Consider the following 18,781-nt stretch of genomic DNA (forward strand, 5'->3'; position numbering starts at 1 on the left):
CAGCCGTGTTGTTTACTAAACAACAGCGGGGGTGGGGGCACTGTGTTAACGCAGATGAGTGAGATCTGCGAAGCATCTCTCGTTTATCGCCCTTCGGGGCGGCGGGTTCTGTACTATTGTTTTCTCTTTGCGGCACGTTCCAGGCCGATGGGGCGCTGGGCGCAACGGAGATCACAGATGAACAAACGGGAATTAGAAAGCGCGATTGTCACCGATTTTTCCAAACGCATGAGCTATGGCGACTACCTGTGCCTGGACCAACTGCTGGACTGCCAGCACCCGCTCTCCAACCCGCCGCATCATGACGAAATGCTGTTCGTGATACAGCATCAAACCTCCGAACTGTGGATGAAACTGATGCTGCACGAGCTGCAGGCGGCGCTGCGGCTGGTGCAGCAGGACAAACTCAGCCACTGTTTTAAAATCCTCGCGCGCGTCAAACAGATCCAGCGGCTGCTGTTCGAGCAGTGGGCGGTGCTGGAAACGCTGACGCCGTCGGAATACGTCGAGTTTCGTGACGTGCTGGGCAGTTCGTCGGGCTTCCAGTCGCACCAGTACCGGTCGATCGAATTCCTGCTCGGCAACAAGAACGCCGCCATGCTGGCGGTGTTCAGCAACGACGCGGAAAGGCACGCCGCGCTGAAGGCGATCCTCGAAGCGCCGAGCCTGTACGACGAATACTTGCTGTATCTGGCGCGCCACGGCTTGCCGATCCCGCAGGAGTGTCTCGAGCGCGACTGGACGCAGCCCTACCAGCGCAACCCGGATCTGCTACCGGCGTTTAAAGTGATCTACGACAACCCGCAAACCTACTGGGAAGCCTATGAAATGGCGGAGAAGCTGGTGGATATCGAAGAGAGTTTCCATCTGTGGCGTTTCCGCCATATGAAAACGGTGGAGCGGATCATCGGCTTTAAGTCGGGCACCGGCGGCTCCAGCGGCGTCAGCTTCCTGAAAAAGGCGTTGGATCTGACCTTTTTCCCCGAGTTGCTGGACGTGCGTACCGAAATCGGTGCCTGAGACATTGTGAGGGAGAAGGGCGATGAGCGTGAGGATTATCGATAAGGCGGCGGAGAAGGTGGTGGGAGTGAGAGTGGTGGGGCCGTATCCGCAGACCATCCCGCAGGGCTCGCAGCAACTGTTGGCATGGCGGCAGCGCCACGACGTGCCGTTCGGCAAATGGCTGGTGCTGTATTGGGACGATCCGGCGGAAGTGGCGCCGGAAAAGCTGCGCGCCGACGTGGTGATGAGCGTGGCGGACGATTTCGCGCTGCCGGCGGGCAGCGAGGGCGTCACCGTACAGACGCTGCCCGCCGGGCAGTATGCGGTCTACCACGTGCGCATCAGCGATGGCGATTTCGAGCGGGTGTGGGGCGAGTTCTATCAGAAGCTGCTGCCGGCCAGCGGCTACCAGCCGGTTGAGGGGGTGAGCTATGAACACTATCTCAACGACTGCGAAGCCGACGGCTATTGCGACCTCGATATTTACCAGACGGTGAAGAAGTGGTGAAGGGGAAATGATAAAGAAGGCTGAATCGATGGGCGGTACAGATTCAGCCCGTTGTGTTGGCTTAACGTCGGTGATTTTGCCGCCAGCCTATTCATCTCCTTGCCAAAAGGGGTTACAGCGGACGGCGTTTTTGCCGGTACTGCCGCCCGAGGGGCGGCGTTAACCGGCTTTCCTGGCGTACCAATTACCTACTCTTTAGGGAACAGCTGATCGACGGCGCTCTGGATCGCCGCCTGATGGCCGCCACCCGGTGCGGCGGTGCGTGCGGCGCCGCCGGGCTGGTTGAGATCCAACTGGCCGCCGGTGTTGATCGCCCCGTCCTCTTTCACCGTGATATTGAAACTGGTGCCGGTGATGTTGATTTGGCCGTCCGCCAGCAGTTCGATCACGCTTTCGCCGCACTCGAGCCGCAGCGATTCGCCGGAGCCGAGGGTAAAGGCATTGACCACGGCGTCGCTGCGCGTTTTGCCGGTCAGCGCGGATGCGTCGCCTTTGACACCGGTCGCCTGATTGAGCACCACCCGTTTGATCTGGTTACCGCCCACCAGATGCGTGTGGTCGTTAGCGATGGTGTGGCTTTCATCGTTTTTCACCTGGGTGTCCATGTTGCGCTCCGCCTGGATCCACACCTGTTCGGCGCCGGCCTTGTCTTCGAAACGCAGGGCGTTGGCGTTGTCGGCGGTGCCGTCCTTGGTGCGGCTCATAAAGCCCATCTGGGTGGCGGCGGCCGGCAGCGCCCACGGCGGCATGCTGGCTTCGTTATAGACGCGCCCGGTGACGATCGGCCGATCCGGATCGCCGTTGATAAAGTCCACCACCACTTCGTCGTTGACGCGCGGGATCTGCACACCGCCGTAGCCCTGGCCGGCCCAGGCGCTGGAGACGCGCACCCAGCAGGAGCTGCCGTCGTCTTTCGGCCCGAAGCGATCCCAGTGGAATTTCACCTTGATGCGGCCGTATTTATCGGTCCAGATCGATTCGCCGGCCGGGCCGACCACCCGGGCGGTCTGCGGCCCGTGGGTTTTCGGCCAGCTGGCCTGCTGCGGCGGGTGCCAGGGCACGTCCGCCGGCAGCACGGTGAAGTCGATGCGGTGTTCGCTGCTCTGATCGTCGCCGCTGGCGTAGCGGTTCTCTTTCAGGTGATAGTTGGCTTGCAGCGTCAGATATTCGCGGTTGTCGTCGGCGTGCGGGGCGTTATACAACGTGAAAGTGCTGCCGGGGGCGATGCCCAACGCGGTGGCGGTGCCCCGAATTTGCTGATGCTCGGCCTGCCAGGCTTCCTGGCGCACGCGGGCGTAGAACTCGCCCTGCTGATGCTCGGTGTAGCGGCCTGGCCAGTCGTAAACGTCGATCTGCCCCGGCGTGGGGGAGACCGGGTTTTGCCGCGCCTGGAACAGCCAGGCGTTCGGTTTGCGAAAATCATAGTCGTCCAGGCTGTAGATGCCCGGCGTGACGCGATCGGACAACGTCCACTGGCTGATGCCTTCCTCGCTGGTGCTGCCGCCGGATGGCGTCAGGTGGTAGGGGATCATCTCGTAGCCGGGATAGGGCTGGTGGTGGTGGGGCGCATCCCCGAGCACCAGCGTGTGTTTGCCCATCTCGTGTTTGAAATAGTAATAGATGCCCTCCAGCTCCATCAGGCGGCTGATGAAGTTGAAGCTGCTTTCGTTGTACTGCACGCAGTAGCCCCACAGGCGATAGTCGCCGGTCAGCTGATCTTCCAGCTGCACGTTGTGCTCCGCCAGCAGGGTCTTGACGATCTGCGGCACCGTCTGTTCCTGGAAGATGCGGAAGTTGCGGTCTTTGGTCATCGGCCACAGATCCGGCTGCACGTGCAGGTTATACACCGCGTAGCGCGTGCCGCCGATCTCTTCGCTGCTGACGGCGATGGCGGTGATCTTGCCGTTCAGGTAGCGCGGGGCGCTGAGAAAGCCCTGGGTCGGGATCTCCAGCGTCAGCGGTTGGCCGAGCAGCGCTTTGCGATCGAGCCGCGCGTCGGTGCTCAGCAATTCAATAGAGAAGTCGAAAGGAGTGGAAAGCGCTTCGATACCGTCCAGCGAGCGGAACAGCAGTTGCTCCTGGCCCAGCGGCGTGTGCGCAATAATGCGATCCAACATGAGAACGTCCTCTGTGATTGACGCATGCGTCAGTCTCATGAAATAGGGAGAAACCCGCCACGGCGGGCTTCAAATCCGGCATCAGCCGGCGGTGGCCGGATTGACCAGCCAGGTGCCGGCGGTGTCGATGCTGAGCTGTTGGCGGCGCAGCCGATCGTTGTGGCGGATCTCCAACTGATAACGGCCTGGCGCCAGGTTCAGGCTGGCGAAGCCGTTTTCGCCCGCAGTGACCTGCTGCGGCTTGCCGTCGAGGCTGACCTGTTCGCCCGGTTGCAGTTTGAAGTACACCAGCGCCACCGGCTGCGGTGGCGGCGCCGCTTTTTCAGGTTCTGTCGCTGCAGGCTGCGCGGTTTGCGGCGCGCTCGCCTGCTCCGTCAGGGTTTTCTGCGCCGGTGACGCTACGGTGTTTTGGGCGACGGCCTGGGCGTCGTCCTTGCCGCCGCTCAGCCAGGCGACGGCGCCGATCACCAGCAGCGCCGCGACGCCGGCGCCGGCCATCATTGGGCGCGAGAATTGGGTGCCGCGCGCGGTAACGGCGCCGGCGGCGGCCGCAGCGGCGGCCGGGTTGGCGGCGACCAACAAGTTCTCCGGAGCGGCGGCCGGGGTGCTGATGATTTCGTTTTCATCGGCGATCGGCAGATGCAACAGCTCGGCCATTTCATCGATGGTCTGCGGGCGGTCTTCCGGCTTCAGCGCCAGCGCGCGATCGACGGTGCGCAACAGCTCCGGCGAGTAGCCGGCGGGGCGGCGCTCGGCCAGCGGCTGGTAGCTGTCTTCGATGCTGCGCACCACGCTGACCGGCGGCGGCGAACCGACGATCAGCGTGTGCAGCACGGCGCCCAGCGCGTAGATATCGGTCCACGGCCCCTGTTCGCCGTCGCTGTTCTCGGTGTACTGCTCGATCGGCGCGAAGCCCGGTTTGAGCATGATCTCCGTTTCGTCCGACAGGTTGCCGATCTCTTTGCGTGCCGACCCGAAGTCCAACAGCACCGGCAGCTGGCTCTCCTGGATCTGGATGTTATCCAGCGAAATGTCGCGGTGCAGGTAGCCTTCCTGATGGATGGTGTTGATGGCGCTGAACAGCGGCGGCAGCAGCCGACGGATCCACGCCTCGTCGATTTTCTCTGGCTGCTGCGCCTGCAGGTTTTTCAGCGTGGTGCCGCTGTAAAACTGGGTGCCCATATAGGCGGTGCCGTTCTCTTCCCAGAAGCGCAACACGTGCAGCAGGCCGGGGTGCGAGAAGCGCGCCAGCAGACGCGCCTCCTGAATAAAGCTGTTCAGCCCGGCCTGGAAGGTTTTGCCGAAGCGCTCGCCGCGCAGCCCGATACTGAGATCGTCGTTGCGTTTCGCCAGCGAGGTCGGCATGTACTCCTTGATGGCGATGGTGCGTTCCAGTTGGTGATCGTAGGCGCGGTAGACGATGCCGAAGCCGCCTTCGCCGATCGCTTCCTGGATCTCGAATTCGTTGAATCGATAGCCGCTCGGCAGGCTGTTCGAATTCGGTTTGGTTATCCCGGTTCCCGACATAGTGATGACTCTCTGTGTTCAAAGGGCCGCCGTCTCGGCGGCCGCGGCGTTATGCCTGAAATTGACAAATGAATTCGTGGTTCTGCAGCGCGATATGCAGCTGGCGATAGCGCTGGTCGTTGGCGCTGCCGGTCAGCAGGGTGTGGCTGATCTGCGGCAGCAGGGTGTTGGTCAGGATGGCGTCGACCATGCGGCCGCCGGACTCCACCTCGGTGCAGCGGCTGACGATCTGCTCGATGACCGCGTCGTCGAAGGTGCAGACGATGTCGTGATTCTCCGCCAGGCGACGCTGAATGCGGCCCAGTTGCAGGCGCACGATGTTGCCCAGCGTGGCGTCGGTTAGCGGGTAATACGGCACCACCAGCAGGCGGCCGAGCAAGGCGGCCGGGAACACCGACAGCAGCGGTTGGCGCAGCGCGCCGCTCAGCGCCTCCGGCTCCGGCAGCAGCTCCGGATCGCTGCACAACCCGGCGATCAGATCGGTGCCGACGTTGGAGGTCAGGATGATGATGGTGTTGCGGAAATCGATATGACGGCCTTCGCCGTCCTCCATCCAGCCCTTGTCGAACACCTGGAAGAAGATTTCATGGACGTCCGGGTGCGCCTTCTCGATCTCGTCCAACAGCACCACGCTGTAAGGACGGCGGCGCACCGCCTCGGTCAGCACGCCGCCTTCGCCGTAGCCGACATAGCCCGGGGGCGCGCCTTTCAGCGTCGAAACGGTGTGCGACTCCTGGAATTCGCTCATGTTGATGGTGATGACGTTCTGCTCGCCGCCGTACAGGGTTTCCGCCAGCGCCAGCGCGGTTTCGGTTTTGCCGACGCCGGAGGGCCCGGCCAGCAGGAACACCCCGACCGGCTTGTTCGGATCGTCCAGCCGCGCCCGTGAGGTGCGCACCCGGCGGGCGATCAGATCCAGCGCATGGCGTTGGCCGATCACGCGCTGGTTCAGGGTATCGGAGAGTTGCAGCACCGCTTCAATCTCGTTTTTCACCATGCGGCCCAGCGGGATGCCGGTCCAGTCGGCCACCACCGCCGCCACGATGTTGGCGTCGACGGCGGCGAAGATCAGCGGCGCTTCGCCCTGCAGCGCGCTCAGCTGCTGCTGCAGTTCGCCCAGTTGGGCGCGCAGCGCGTCGGCGTCAGGGCCCGCCTCCGTTTCTTCGCCGGCAGGCTCCTCCGCTTCCTGCCGGTGCAGCTGGGCGCGCAGCGTGATGATCTCTTGGATCAGCGCCAGCTCTTGCTGCCAGCGATCGGTCAGCTGTTCGAGTTCCTGGCGCAGCGCGGTCAGCTGAGCTTCAATCTCCTGCGGGCGCAGGGGATCGCCGATGCCGACCTTGGCCTCGCGGCGGGCGATATCCAATTCGATCTGCAGCGCATCGATGCGATGGCGGCAGTCTTCAACCTGGGCGGGCTCGGCGTGTTGGCTGACCGCCACGCGCGCGCAGGCGGTATCCAGCAGCGCCACCGCCTTGTCCGGCAACTGGCGGGCCGGAATATAGCGATGGGACAGCCGCACCGCGGCGTCCACCGCTTCATCCAGCAGCAGCACGCGGTGGTGTTGCTCCAGCGGGCTGACGGTGCTGCGCAGCATCAGCAGCGCTTTGTCTTCGCTCGGTTCGTGCACCTGCACCACCTGGAAACGGCGGGTGAGCGCCGGGTCTTTCTCGATGTATTTCTTGTATTCCGACCAGGTGGTGGCGCCAATGGTGCGCAGTTGGCCGCGCGCCAGCGCCGGTTTCAGCAGGTTGGCGGCGTCGCCGGTGCCCTGGGCGCCGCCGGCGCCGATCAGGGTGTGAATTTCGTCGATAAACAGGATGATCGGCGTCGGGCTGGACTGCACTTCGTCGATCACCGCCTGCAGCCGTTTTTCAAACTCGCCCTTAACGCCGGCGCCGGCCTGCAGCATGCCGATGTCCAGCAGGCACAGTTTCACGTCGCGCAGCTGCGGCGGCACGTCGCCGGCCACGATGCGCAGCGCCAGGCCCTCCACCACGGCGGTTTTGCCGACGCCGGCCTCGCCGGTCAGCAGCGGGTTGTTCTGGCGGCGGCGCATCAGGATATCGATGATTTGCCGGATCTCTTCATCGCGGCCGGCCACCGGGTCGATCTCGCCGTCGCGCGCTCTGGCGGTCAGATCCTGGGCATACTGCGCCAGCACGCTTTCTCCGCTGCGCGCCGCGCCGGATGCGTTCTCGGCGCGGCTTTCCGCCGGCGCATCCTGGGCGTTTTCCGCCGAGTGAGCGGTAATGACAGCGAACTGCTCCATCAACAGATCGGCGTTGATGCGCTCGAACTGCGGGGAAATGGCCTTCAGCAGATGGCGCAGGCTGTAGGTTTTCAGAATGCCGAGCAGCAGGTGGCCGCCGCGGATGCGCGCCGCGCCGAATTTCAATGAGCCATAGACCCAGGCGCGTTCTACCGCGCTGTCGATGTGCTCGGACAGATCGGAGATGGCGCTGGCGCCGCGCGGCAGGCGATCGAGCGCCTCGACGATGTCGCGCGCCAGCTGCGCCTCGTCCAAAGCGAAGTGGCGGACGATCTGCTGCAGATCGCCGTCCGGCGATTGCATCAGCTGATGCAGCCAGTGCGCCAATTCGACGTAGGGGTTACCGCGCAGCTTGCAAAACGCCGTCGCACTTTCCAGAGAGGTGAATAACAGGCTATCCAGTTTGCCAAATAATACCGAGCGGCTGATTTCAGACATGGTTTTCCTCAGGTCTCAGGGTGGCCTGGCGCCGCAGGGCGCCGGCCGAAATAGGGTCAGAACGGGTTTTCCAGCGGTTCAGGGCTGAAGATCAGATCGTCGAGATCGCGCTGTCGCCGATGGTCGGCCAGCCAACTGCTCAGGCCCAATCGCTGCGCGCCGCCGAGCTGGATGCCGTGCGCCTGTTCCTTCGCCAGGATCAGGCGCACTTCCCAGACGAACTCGATGCCCAGATATTGGCGCACCCAGTCGCGCAGTTGCCGGCACAGATCGGCGCCCGGCAAGAAACGGTCATAGTCCTGCTGCGGCATCGGCCCCAGCTCGATGCGGAACTTGTGCTGGATATCGCGCACCGCGATGCCGAGAAAGGCCGACTCGCCGAGCCGCGGCGCGCCGCGGCCGGCCTTGAGCCGCGCCTGCTCGCGCGGCTCCACCCGCAGCCAGTGTGGCACGTTTTCGACGATGCGCACCGGCACCTTGAAATACTGCTGCAAAATCTTGCTCAGGCCTTCCGGATCGCGGCTGTGGCGAATCAGATGACCGGCCATAAAATGCTTGGCGTGGGCGTTGATGCTGTCGCGTTCCTGCTGCGCCGGCTGGCCGATGCCGATCAGGCTCGACAGGTACTCGTCGAAGCGCCGGTTGTCCGGGCGATCCAGCGATACCGTCGGCTGCGCGTCGGCCCAGGCGCGGTAAAACAGCAGCGTCAGGCGGTGATGGAACAGGTTGGTGAACGCCAGCAGGGTAGTGTCCTGATGGTGGTATACCCGTTCGCGCACGTATTCGGTCAGGTGCAGCGGCAGCGGCCCGTTGGGGCCGAACAGGCCGAAACTGAAGATCGAAACGTCGTGCAGCGGGCCGTTGGCGCGCGGCGTCACCTGCGCCAGCGTGGAGGGCGCGAACGACAGCGACGGCTCCTGGCCCAGGCGCAGCATCTCGTGGCGCGGCAGCGGCGCGCGCCCCAGCAGGTAGGGCTGGCCTCCCTGGGCGTCGATGCGCCGCAGCAGCTGAAACAGATCGTGCTGGTAAGGCGCGCTGCGCAGCCGCGGCCAGAAGTCGTCCGGCAGGCGATACAGCGCGTTGATCTGCGGCGGCGCCAGTTCGGTGGCGATCATTTCCGCGCTCATATCAGCGTCCTTTTGCCCATGCGCGCCTGCCAGTGGGCGATCTCGCCGCGCTGCTGGCTGGAGAGCGTCATCTCGGTGAAGGTGTTCATCGCCACCAGGCGCGAGAACAGGCGCTCCAACACGCTGCCGAGCAGGTAAGGGCTGTTGCCGGAGAACGCCTGCTCATCGACCGTCAGATCGATGGCGATGCCGCGCGCGAATACGATGGGGCCGGGCTCCGGTACACGCCGATAGACCGGCCGCAGGTTGCAGTGGCGCACGCCCTGGATCTGCTTGGCGATCGCCGGTTCGCTCAGGTTGCCGTACAGCCCCAGCAGCTGGCGCAGGCTGGCGGCACCCTGTTCCGGATCGCCGTCCATCATGCTGAGGTAGTTCAGCTGCAGCTGGCTGATCAGCCGCCAGGTGATCATCCCTTCGGCCAGCGCCGGGCGCGGCGGGGTGGGGCCTTTGCGCAGCGAGACCTGCTTGATCGGGATCGAATCGGGCATCACGAAGTTGCCCTGATCCTGTTGCAACAGCATCAACGGCAGATCGCGGCTGGTGCACAGCACGTCGGCGGTGAGGTATTTCAGATCGCTGTGCCACGGCGATTGCCGTTCGTCCACCAGCGACACGAACACTTCCGAACCGGCGTAGCCGGTGCGGGTTCCGTAGCGGCGGGCGTGCTCCGACAGCGTGCGCTGTTCGCGCCGCAGCGAAAAGTAGGCGCCATAGTTGCCGTCGTCCGCGCTCAGGGTGCTGTAAAACGGCCGAAACTCTTGCTCGTAGCGTTTTTCGCTGGCGCTGCCGCCGAGCCGCTGCACCGAAAACACTTCGTAATCCAGCGGCCGGATATTGTCGACCACCAGATGGTATTCGTGGTTCTTTTCGTTGATCGCGATGCGTTCGGCCACTTTCGGAAACAGGTTGATCACCGGCGTGCAGTGCAGCGCCAGGTGAGCAACGTCAACCACCCGTTCCAGCGCGGCGTCGTGCCTATCGAGCAGCACCACGATCTCGAACTGGCGCAGCCCCTTTTTCCCTTCGCGCACGCTCTGCAGCAGCGGACGCAGGCCGTTGACGCTGAAGAACTGGAAGCGCGCCGGGAAGGCGAAATATTCTTGCAGCAGCCGGTAGCCTTCGAAGTTGCGCAGATCGTTGGGCAGCAGCGCCTGATCGGCGGCGAAGCCCTCCTGTCGCAGCCCGTCCAACGCCAGCGCCCGCCGCTGTGGCTGAGCCTCCACCGTTTGGCAGACAAGCCCTACGCTGTGCTGCATCAGCAACTCCAGCAGCTGCTGCGCCTGCATGTCCGGCCCGGCCAGGTAAAACATCAATTGATCCAGCTGCAGGTTGTTGAGCGTCACGCTTTCGTAGCACTCAAGACGAATGCGCAGCGCGCTGACGCAGCCGCTGTGCTGCAGCCCCAGCGAGGCCAGCGGGATATCGGCCGGAATGCCGCCCAGCTCGACGCCGGCGATGCGCACCGGCTGCAGCGTGACGTCATGCGCCGTGGTGTAACTGCAGGTGATGCCGCTTTTCTTCAGCGTCTGGCTGTCCATCATGGTGCCGCGCGGCACCACGAAGCCGTTGCTGATATCGCCCTTGCTGCTGTCCGGCTGCAGCTCGGCGATCGCCATCGACGGCGTCGGCGACAGGTAGTTGGGGTAGATGATCTCCAGCAAGCGCTGAGAAAAGCGCGGGAACTCGGCGTCCATTTTCAACTGCACGCGCGAGGTGAGGAAGGCAAAGCCTTCCATCAGGCGCTCGATATAAGGGTCCGCCACGTCGATGCCGCGCATGCCGAGGCGGCCCGCGACCTTCGGGTACTGTTCGGCGAACTCGGCGCCCATCTCACGCAGATAGGCCAGCTCGCGGTTGTAATAATCTAACAGTTTACTGTCCATCGCCTTACCCTATGTCTTTCAGATCGAAGTGGCCGTTTTCCAGATCCACGTCGGTACGGAACAGAAACTCCAGCGGATAGGGCACGCACCACAGGCGGCCCTTGATTTCGATCGACAGCACGTTGTGCAGCTCCAGCGAGCCGGTATCCGAGATGCAGCGCACCTGCAGCCCCTCGGGCAAAATGCGCGGCTCGAAATGGAGAATGGATTCGGTCAGCGCGCGCTGAATGTCGAGCCATTCGATGTCCGACATGCGCTTGCCCGCCAGCGAGGCGATGCCATAATTCAGGGTGGAGCGCCGCACCTGCGGAAAATCGCCGAGATCCAGATTGGATTCGCTGTTGACGCAGTTGAACAGCCACTGCAGATCGCGCAATACCCGGCGGCGCAGCTCGCTGTGCGACACCAGGTTGCGCACCTGCGCCTCCTGCTTTTTCTGCGGTTCGTCGTCGGTCAGCATATCGAGCAGCACCGGCTGCATTTTGTCGCGCGAGGTCAGGCGTTCGCTGTCCTGACGATAGCGATAGCCCTGGTGGCGCAGATCGCCGCCGTCGTAGTGGGGTGGGCGCTTATCGTTCATGGTCAGGCGCTCGCGTCGAAGCTCAGCTGCCGCAGGCTGTGCAGTGGGAATTCATCGCTTTCGCTGAGCCAGGTTTTCAGGCCCAGCCCCGCATAGTGGGTGCCGTCGCCCAGCGGTTGCCATTCGGTGCGCTTGCCGAGCAGCAGCGCGTCGTCGCTGCCTTCGGGCAGCGGATAACGGGCGGGCAGTTGGCATACCTGTTCGCGGCCATCGGTCAGGCGCACCAGCGCATGGCTCCACACCAGGTCGATGGCGCTCTGCGGCGCCTGGAACTGGATCGCGGCGATGTCGGCAAACGGCAGCCAGTAGTAAACGCCGTTCAGCGCCAGTTCGCATACCGGCCCGAGGCGGCCGTCACCGTCGGTCAGCCAGTCGAAACGCAGCTGCCGTTCTTGTTCGCCTTCGGCCAGCGTTAACCGCCCGGCGCCGGCCGGAGCGGCCTCCAGCGCTTCATCACGCAGCGCCTGGGCCTGTTCGGTCACCCCTTGCGCATCCTGATGCAGCGCCTGCACCATCAGTTTCAGCCAAGGCTGATCCTGCCGCAGCAGCGCCGGCGCGGCCGTGCCGGCAAACACCGCCTGGCGTTGCAGCTCGGCGTTGACTGACTGCATCAGCAGCAGCGTGGTCGGTTGGGCGATCGGTTTCAGCGCCTGCCAGGATTTCAGCTGCGCGTTGGCGCGCGTCCAGTTGCCGCTCAGACACAGCAGTTGCACCAGCGCGGCGCGCAGGTCGGCATCCGCCGGTTTCGCCTTGATATCGTTTTCGACGGCGGTGATGGCCGCGCCGATCGACTGGCCTTGCAGCATGCTTGCTAATGATTTCACAGGCTTTCCTTATAATCAGTGAGTGGCGCCGTTAACCGACAGGTAGCTGCCGCTGGCAGGATCAACGCGGTCTGCGGCCAGCTTTTCCACCAGTTTGAAAGTCAGCGGGGCGGGGGCGCTCAGCAGCGGCTGCCAGGCAGTTTGCGCCTGCTGCACGCGCTGTTTGATCTTGTTCTCGTCGGCGGCGTCGACGCGCGGCATTTCAACGATCGCTTCACCGTTGAACGCCCAGGCGTGCAGCTTCGGTTCGAAGTTCAGCAGCAGGAAGCTGCCCGGCGCCTGCGGGTTGCCGCCCAAAATGAGCCGTTGGGCGTTGGCGCTGACGACGGTCAGCGCGCGATCGCCGCCGTTAACCTGCGCCAGCGGGTAACCTTGCAGGAACCACAGCGTCGGCGAGAGGGTTTGGCCGCCCTGTTGCAGCGTGACCGCGCCGCTGCCCTGCAGCCAGCCGTCCTCGCCGCAGCGCAGCGCGGCGCCGGCGGGAATGAACAGCGAGCCGCCGTTGGCCTCGTCACGCCAGAAGGTGCGGAAGTGGCAGCCCTGCGGCAGGCTGAAACGCTGAGCCGGCGCGCTGTCCGCCTGCGGAGAAGTCACGGCCACCGCCGCAGGGATCGCCGGTTGCGGCGGGGTTTCCGGCGGCTCGGAGGCCTCTTGTTTGACCATCGGTTTCCAGCCGCGCGCTTTGGCGGCTTCGCCGCTGGCCAGTTTCTCTCCGCGCTTGTCGGTCAGCGTCCAGGGCAGGTGACCGGCTTTCGGGCACTGCTTTTCCAACAGATTGCCGACGCGCGGCAGAAAGTCGTTCAGCACCGCCGGATCCTGGCTTTGCGCCGAGACGATACGCAGCGGGATGCTTTTGCCGCACCAGCTTGCCGGATTGCTGTTTTTAACGTCATCGATAAACACTTCCAGCTTCTGGCTGGGGGAGTAAACCAGGCGATAGTTCATCGCCTGCGCGGTCGGCACCGCCATCAGGGCGACGAGCCCCGGCATCCAATATTTCATAGTGAACCTTGCTGTGAATGTGCGCTGCTCAGTCGCGGCTCAGAAACCGCTCCGCATCCGCCAGCGAATGCAGCAGGGTGGTTTCCTGCGGTGAGCCAATCCAGACGGCGATAGCGCTGTAGTTATCGCTGTTATTGTTTTTCTTCCATGCCTGCTGCATCAGGGCGATCCACTCGCTGGGGGAGTTGACCATGTGCAGCGACTGTTCCAGTTCGGCCTGGCTGAAGCTGTGCCAGAAGCCGTCGGTGCACAGCAGGAAAACGTCGCCGTCTTCCAGCTGCAGCACGTCACTGTAGGTGGCGTCGCGCTCTTCGTTGAGCCCCAGCGCGAAATACAGCAGGTTGCTGTTGATGCCGTTGGTCTGGTAGCCGGCGTCCTGCATCTGTTGGATCAGGCTGTGGTCGGTGGTGACGGCATGCAGGTAGCCGCGGCGGAACAGGTACAGGCGGCTGTCGCCGGCGTGCGCCCAGTAGGCCAGCTGGTAATCGCGATCGATAAACAGACTAACCAGCGTGGTGCCCATCTTGCTGTATTCGTCCGACTGCCGCTGCTGCTGGTGGATGGCGGCGTTGGCGCTGGTGATGTGCTGACGAATGCTCTGGGCGTTCAGGTGCTTTTCGCCGTCGAAGTTTTGCAAAATGGTGTCGCGTGCCAGTTTGGCGGCGATATCGCCGCCCGGAAAACCGGCGATGCCGTCGCACACCACGAAGCAGGCGGCGCGGTTGCCGAGCACCTCGCCGGTCTGATCCTGGTTGGAGGCGCGGCCGCCCTGGTTGGAGGTAGAGGCTATGGTGATATTCATTACGCGTCCGGTTTGGTCTGTGAGTCTTTGTATTGATTCACTTCAACGTCATAGGCGTGCAGGAAGGCTTCGCCGAACAGGGTGTGGAAATCGTCCTCGATTTCGCCGGAGGTTTGCTGATAGTTCTTCACGAAGTAGTCCCACAGCGCGGCCTTGCGGTTGGCGGGCAGCGACAGACGCGGCGCCACGCCTTCCTTGCGCGCTTCTTCTTCGAGACGCTCCGGGTTAAACGACTGCAGCATGGCGGCGATGATGGCGCGAATGCCGGCGATCATTCCCAACTGGTGCGCCTGCAGGTCGATCAGCGCGTCGCGCACCGCCTGCTCCGGCGGCATAAAGCCCGGCATCTGGCTGCCGAACATCTGCATCAGCACCGTTTTGCCCGAAGGCAGCAACTTGAACGGGTTGTTGGCTTCGTCGAGGATCATGGTCATCTCGGCCTTCACGCCGCGCTTGAGGATCGAGCGGGATGAGAGCAGGGCGACGGTGCCTTGCGAGAACAGGCTCAGCAGGCGGCCGGCCAGGCGGATCTGTTGTTCGTCGAAATGCGGCTGCGGCTGCAGATCGTCAAGACCGACGCCTTGCAGCAGCGCCGCCAGCAACGGTCCTTCCAAGGTGTCGCCATTAGGCGCGGCGGCGTGCTGCCGCTGAGCGGACTGGTAGGCAACCGGATCGATGCCCAGGCGGTTGCCTTGGCGCGGACGCGGCGGCTGCGCAGGCGGCTCCTGCGGGCTGAACTGCGGCGCGGGTTGGGGTTGCGGCTCGGGCATCTGTACGGGCGGCGGCGTCGGCTGAGGGCGCGGCGCTACCGGCTGTGCGGCGGCCGGAGCCGGTGCTGGCGGCGGGGACGGAGGCTGTACCGCTTCCTCTGGCTGAGCCAGCGGCACGGCACCTCCCATCAGCAGCCCCAGCGGATCGTTGCTGTTCAGCGTCTCTGGCGAAGCGGGCGCGGATGAGCCGCCGAACAGCGCCAGCGGATCCAGCTCTTGCTCCGGTTGGTGCGCATTCCGGACGGGGGGAGCCGGGCGCGGTGGCGCAGCCTGCTCCGCCAGCAGCGCGCTGGGGGTGGTATCGGCCAGAATGTGTTCGCGTTCAAAAGTGGTGTCGGTGTTGAATAAGGCGGCCGGATCGGTCTGCTGTTGCTGCAATTGGTGCAGATCGACCTCGCCCGCCAGCTGCGCCAGCGGATCGGCCGGGTTCAGCTCGCGAGCGGGGGTATCCAGCAGCGGATGATTGTCCGGATTGGCGATCGGCGGCGGCGTGACGGCGGCCGGCGCGTTCGGCGTGAATTCTTCCACCAGGCTGTCCCAGATTTCGTTGGGAATTGGCGCGGCGGATTTTTCGGTGGCGGCAGCTGCTGGGGCCGCAGCAGCGGCAACGGCAGCAGCCTTGGCCACCGGTTGAGCCTGTGGCGCGGCGTGTTGCTGCAGCGCGCTGACTTCAATCTGGTAATCGTCGATGCCGAGTACGTCGCCATCCTGCAGTTCAACCTGGCGGCCACGCTCCAGCGGAATATCGTTCAGCAGCACGCGGGTGACGTTGCCGCGATTGGTGATGCGGCATTCGCCGTCAGAGGAAATGTGCACGATCGCCTGCAGACGGGAAATAGCGCGCTCTTCGTCCGGTAGCACCAGGTTGTTGTCCACGCTGCGGCCGATGGTGCCGCCCGGCGGCAGAAAATCGCAACTGCTCTGCGGCGGAACCTGGCCGCTTTTATTTTTTACAATGGAAAATCGCATAAGGCATTCCTGCTGATGGGGATTTTAGACTGCTTTGGGCGTATGTTGATTTAGTCATCTAATCAGATGGCTAACTTCGATTCTTTTCTTTTTTGTAATAGGTTTTTTTTGGCAGTTGAGTTAAGTAGATAAAGGTAAATATCAAACTGCCATAATGTATAGAGTCATAGTCATTGTTGCCTGGTGGGTAGAAAAGATTAAGAAAATCATTCCCGCATGCAAAAATTGAGAGCTGTATGACACCCATAAAAACCACAATGAGACAGTTGAAAACAAAAAATGGATAATTGTGTTTGTGAGCCGATAATTTTTTTAAGTAATATAATGCCACTAAAGTTATGAGTGACAATGAAAGATAGGAAAGTAAGAATCCATATGAGTAAGTTGATAGCGTGACGTCTGGAGTTGTGTTAATAATCAATAAATTTACTTGAGTTGAAAGCTTTATGAAATTGGGTTCGATAATCCTGACTATTACTTTGAGTAACGTTTAAAAATGGCTTTAGCTTCACTGGCGTTCTGCAGTGAAAGGCAATCTAAAATATGATAACTTCCTTTAACTGAGCCTTGGCTATTTTTATTGGCGTACTGTTCAGCCAGCTTTTCGCCTTATTCGAATGCATCCATCGGCAGTTTACTCAATTCTAAATAGGCGGAAGCGGAGCGGAAGGCGTCTTGCTTGGTTTTTTCTGAGTCAGTGGACTTCCCAATGCAGCGGCTGACTAACCAATTTTTATATAGTGCCTCTTGCGATAAAATATTGAGTGAGTTTTCAGCAAGGGCTACATGGCTTCCGAGCAGCAGAGACATTAAAAAGTACGTGTATCTTCTCATCCGAGATAACCTTTGATATGAGCCGTCGTTTGAGCAATTCTGATATCAGTTGTCGTCTTTCCCTTGGTACTTCTTGATGATGGCTTGCAACGCTTGGCTATGTACAAGATCGATGCACTTGGCCATCGTCATCGGCTCCCCTGACATACTGTCATAGGGCTTTGCCAGAAATTCTTTTGCCAGCGCCCTGACGGCGGTATGCGCCTCCAGAGAATAATCGCCGAATTCCATGTAACCCCGAGCAGCGGCGGCGGCATCGTTTTTGACTTCTTTTGCTGAGTACCCCTCGGCGATACAAACGCTGAGCGCGTAGTTTTTGAGGTTCTCGGCAGGGGAATAGTCAATTTCTGTCGCTGCATTGACGTTCAACGTTGCGGCGATGGCCACAGTCAGTGAGATTTTTTTCACTGGTTATTTCCGAGGAGGATTTTCATTTACTCTGTCCGGATTGTCTTTCACCCAATTATCATTAGGGCGCTGTACATAATCTTTCGCAAGTTTGTCTAGTTCTTCACTATGGTACATATCCATGCACTTCATTAAGTCTAAGCGGCTTTTCCCGTCCTTAGCATTGTAATTCTTTTGCAAATACTGCTTTGTCAGCTTGATGATAGGGGATTCTTCATCACGAATTGCATAGTATGACCAAGCATCGATACCATTCGATGAGGCAATTGCATCTTTGCTAGCCTCTGGTGATGTCTTATAAGCGACGGAAATGCAGTAGGTCAGAGCAATATCCTTGTAGTTTTGCAAATAGTTTCGGTACGCCGCTTGCGGTGGCCACTTTTCAATGGGTTCTTCTTGGTTTTTCTGTGCTATAGCACAAGTAGCATATAGACAAAGAAAAGAGATAAGGATTTTTTTCATCTCAATACCCAAAAGTTAGCGTAATTTGTTGTATAGCGAGCTTCTGGTTCATTGAAATAACAATGATCATAACAATCGCCGTTCCCATTCCAAAGCGTAGCATGTCCTCCAGCATCGCTCCAACCTGCAATTTCAAACAGTATGATCCCTTTCTTCCCGGCTAATTCACCACCACCTGGAGGAGGGAATTTGACTCGAAGGTCGGGTTTGCCCCAGATCTTTGTCAGATAAGCGATAAGATCTTTAACTCTAAAAAAATACCATTGACGATCGGCGCCTGATACGGTCTGATCTTTTACATAAGGAATGGGGAAGCCAGATTTATTCAAGATGTAACTCATACGCACAGCGCAGGTGTTTTCCCACTTTCCATTGGGCGCAATATTCATGGCGACACGCCCGCCGATAATCTTGGCAACATTTTGAGCTGAATATTGCGCATTATATATTTTAGTGCTTGCAGCCCATGCTGCTGAAAAAATGGGGCGATTATTATTCATTGTTATTTCCCTATATTAATCCCCCCGGCCGTAACCGGGGGGCATGCAGATTAAGCTTCGCGGTTTTCCTTGATGTTCCAACCTGCGCTGCTTTCGGCGCCTTTGCCGCCTTTGTCGCTCTGCTCCCAGTACTGCTGTTTCACTTTCGCCGCCTGGAAGGAGTAGGTGACGCCCACGGTGTCTTCGCCACCTGCACCGGTGTACTGCACGGCGGTGACCAGCACGTCTTCCAGGGTGATTTTTGCGTATTCAACCTGGGTGCCGCCCGCTTTGCAAACCGACAGCTCAATCTTGGTCAGGTGTTTGCCGCTTGAGCAGTGTTTCAGCAAGGCCGGGGTTGACTTGTCGATCAGCGCGTTGACGTGCAGATCGTTGAAGCACACTTTGCCGGCGCCACCGCCGCCGCCAACGCCCATATTGCCTGGTTGAGAAGCGCCCCAGGAGAAAGAAGTAATGTCGGTCCAGCCTTTGTGATTCGAATCTTTGGATTCGCCGCTGGCACCTTCAACTTTCAGGAACATATCAATAGCCATAGTTTCTTCACTCTTTATTAAGGGTTAACAGTAGTATTAACGTTACGTTGAAAAACTCAGGTAATAGCAGCAGGAATTGCAAGTGTGGTAATGCATTACCAATTTATATCCTTGTGCCATGCACCTTCTTAAATACCGAAAACTATCGGTACGGGTTACCGAGCCACTATTAAGTGCTAATGGCTCAATGCTTAATTATTTCGCGTTGTCTTGGTTCCACATGCGA

The 18,781-nt window shown here is 60.8% G+C and carries 17 protein-coding genes; 2 read left to right on the forward strand and 15 right to left on the reverse strand.

Going from position 1 to position 18,781, the window contains the following annotated elements; all coding sequences use genetic code 11:
• The first annotated feature begins 177 nt into the window (after nt 1-177).
• Nucleotides 178-1,020 carry a tryptophan 2,3-dioxygenase gene (kynA, locus tag ACJ8QF_RS11970; protein ID WP_004935005.1) on the forward strand — a complete coding sequence of 281 codons (843 nt, stop codon included), beginning with the start codon at nt 178-180 and terminating at the stop codon, nt 1,018-1,020.
• Nucleotides 1,021-1,042: 22 nt separating this feature from the next.
• Nucleotides 1,043-1,510 (forward strand): DNA gyrase inhibitor SbmC, encoded by a 468-nt coding sequence (gene sbmC, locus ACJ8QF_RS11975; RefSeq protein WP_440484304.1) that lies wholly within the window; start codon nt 1,043-1,045, stop codon nt 1,508-1,510.
• Nucleotides 1,511-1,698: 188 nt separating this feature from the next.
• Here sbmC and ACJ8QF_RS11980 read toward each other — a convergent pair whose 3' ends face one another.
• The 15 genes from ACJ8QF_RS11980 to ACJ8QF_RS12050 form a co-directional block, all read right to left on the reverse strand.
• Nucleotides 1,699-3,627, reverse strand: a complete 1,929-nt coding sequence (locus ACJ8QF_RS11980; RefSeq protein ID WP_442537545.1) for a type VI secretion system Vgr family protein — start codon at nt 3,625-3,627, stop codon at nt 1,699-1,701.
• Between the two features lie 81 nt (nt 3,628-3,708).
• Nucleotides 3,709-5,154: a serine/threonine protein kinase gene (locus ACJ8QF_RS11985; protein ID WP_280631476.1), complete on the reverse strand. Its 1,446-nt coding sequence runs from the start codon at nt 5,152-5,154 to the stop codon at nt 3,709-3,711.
• Nucleotides 5,155-5,203: 49 nt separating this feature from the next.
• On the reverse strand, nt 5,204-7,861 hold the full coding sequence (tssH, locus tag ACJ8QF_RS11990) for a type VI secretion system ATPase TssH (RefSeq protein WP_346594278.1): 2,658 nt from the start codon (nt 7,859-7,861) through the stop codon (nt 5,204-5,206).
• A gap of 56 nt (nt 7,862-7,917) precedes the next feature.
• Complete coding sequence (tssG, locus tag ACJ8QF_RS11995; protein WP_049240660.1) at nt 7,918-8,988, reverse strand: type VI secretion system baseplate subunit TssG; 1,071 nt, start codon at nt 8,986-8,988, stop codon at nt 7,918-7,920.
• Entirely contained in the window at nt 8,985-10,871 is a 1,887-nt protein-coding gene (gene tssF / locus ACJ8QF_RS12000) for a type VI secretion system baseplate subunit TssF (protein WP_004934987.1), read from the reverse strand. Before tssF ends, tssG begins: the two co-directional genes overlap by 4 nt.
• 4 nt (nt 10,872-10,875) lie before the next feature.
• Complete coding sequence (locus ACJ8QF_RS12005) at nt 10,876-11,451, reverse strand: type VI secretion system baseplate subunit TssE (RefSeq protein WP_004934985.1); 576 nt, start codon at nt 11,449-11,451, stop codon at nt 10,876-10,878.
• Between the two features lie 2 nt (nt 11,452-11,453).
• Nucleotides 11,454-12,275 (reverse strand): type VI secretion system accessory protein TagJ, encoded by an 822-nt coding sequence (locus ACJ8QF_RS12010; protein ID WP_442537546.1) that lies wholly within the window; start codon nt 12,273-12,275, stop codon nt 11,454-11,456.
• A gap of 15 nt (nt 12,276-12,290) precedes the next feature.
• A complete protein-coding gene (locus ACJ8QF_RS12015) occupies nt 12,291-13,277 on the reverse strand; it encodes a type VI secretion system-associated protein (RefSeq protein ID WP_442537547.1) in 987 nt (328 codons plus the stop codon).
• Between the two features lie 28 nt (nt 13,278-13,305).
• Complete coding sequence (locus ACJ8QF_RS12020) at nt 13,306-14,079, reverse strand: PP2C family protein-serine/threonine phosphatase (RefSeq protein WP_004934976.1); 774 nt, start codon at nt 14,077-14,079, stop codon at nt 13,306-13,308.
• Nucleotides 14,079-15,818, reverse strand: coding sequence for a type VI secretion system-associated FHA domain protein TagH (gene tagH, locus ACJ8QF_RS12025; protein ID WP_004934973.1), 1,740 nt, complete (start codon nt 15,816-15,818; stop codon nt 14,079-14,081). The genes ACJ8QF_RS12020 and tagH overlap by 1 nt, the downstream gene beginning before the upstream one ends.
• 609 nt (nt 15,819-16,427) lie before the next feature.
• Complete coding sequence (locus tag ACJ8QF_RS12030; protein ID WP_071591444.1) at nt 16,428-16,628, reverse strand: hypothetical protein; 201 nt, start codon at nt 16,626-16,628, stop codon at nt 16,428-16,430.
• Nucleotides 16,629-16,697: 69 nt separating this feature from the next.
• Nucleotides 16,698-17,051 (reverse strand): T6SS amidase immunity protein Tai4 family protein, encoded by a 354-nt coding sequence (locus tag ACJ8QF_RS12035; RefSeq protein ID WP_049188443.1) that lies wholly within the window; start codon nt 17,049-17,051, stop codon nt 16,698-16,700.
• 12 nt (nt 17,052-17,063) lie between these two features.
• On the reverse strand, nt 17,064-17,522 hold the full coding sequence (locus ACJ8QF_RS12040) for a T6SS amidase immunity protein Tai4 family protein (RefSeq protein ID WP_004934966.1): 459 nt from the start codon (nt 17,520-17,522) through the stop codon (nt 17,064-17,066).
• Nucleotides 17,519-18,022 (reverse strand): type VI secretion system amidase effector protein Tae4, encoded by a 504-nt coding sequence (locus ACJ8QF_RS12045; RefSeq protein ID WP_071525932.1) that lies wholly within the window; start codon nt 18,020-18,022, stop codon nt 17,519-17,521. The genes ACJ8QF_RS12040 and ACJ8QF_RS12045 overlap by 4 nt, the downstream gene beginning before the upstream one ends.
• A gap of 50 nt (nt 18,023-18,072) precedes the next feature.
• The gene (locus ACJ8QF_RS12050) at nt 18,073-18,555 is read right to left on the reverse strand and encodes an Hcp family type VI secretion system effector (RefSeq protein ID WP_004934962.1); all 483 of its coding nucleotides are present in this window, start codon (nt 18,553-18,555) and stop codon (nt 18,073-18,075) included.
• Between the last annotated feature and the right edge of the window lie 226 nt (nt 18,556-18,781).

Origin of the sequence: Serratia sp. CY81684, from assembly GCF_052166595.1 — a bacterium.
In the GTDB taxonomy this organism is placed as follows: domain Bacteria; phylum Pseudomonadota; class Gammaproteobacteria; order Enterobacterales; family Enterobacteriaceae; genus Serratia; species Serratia nematodiphila.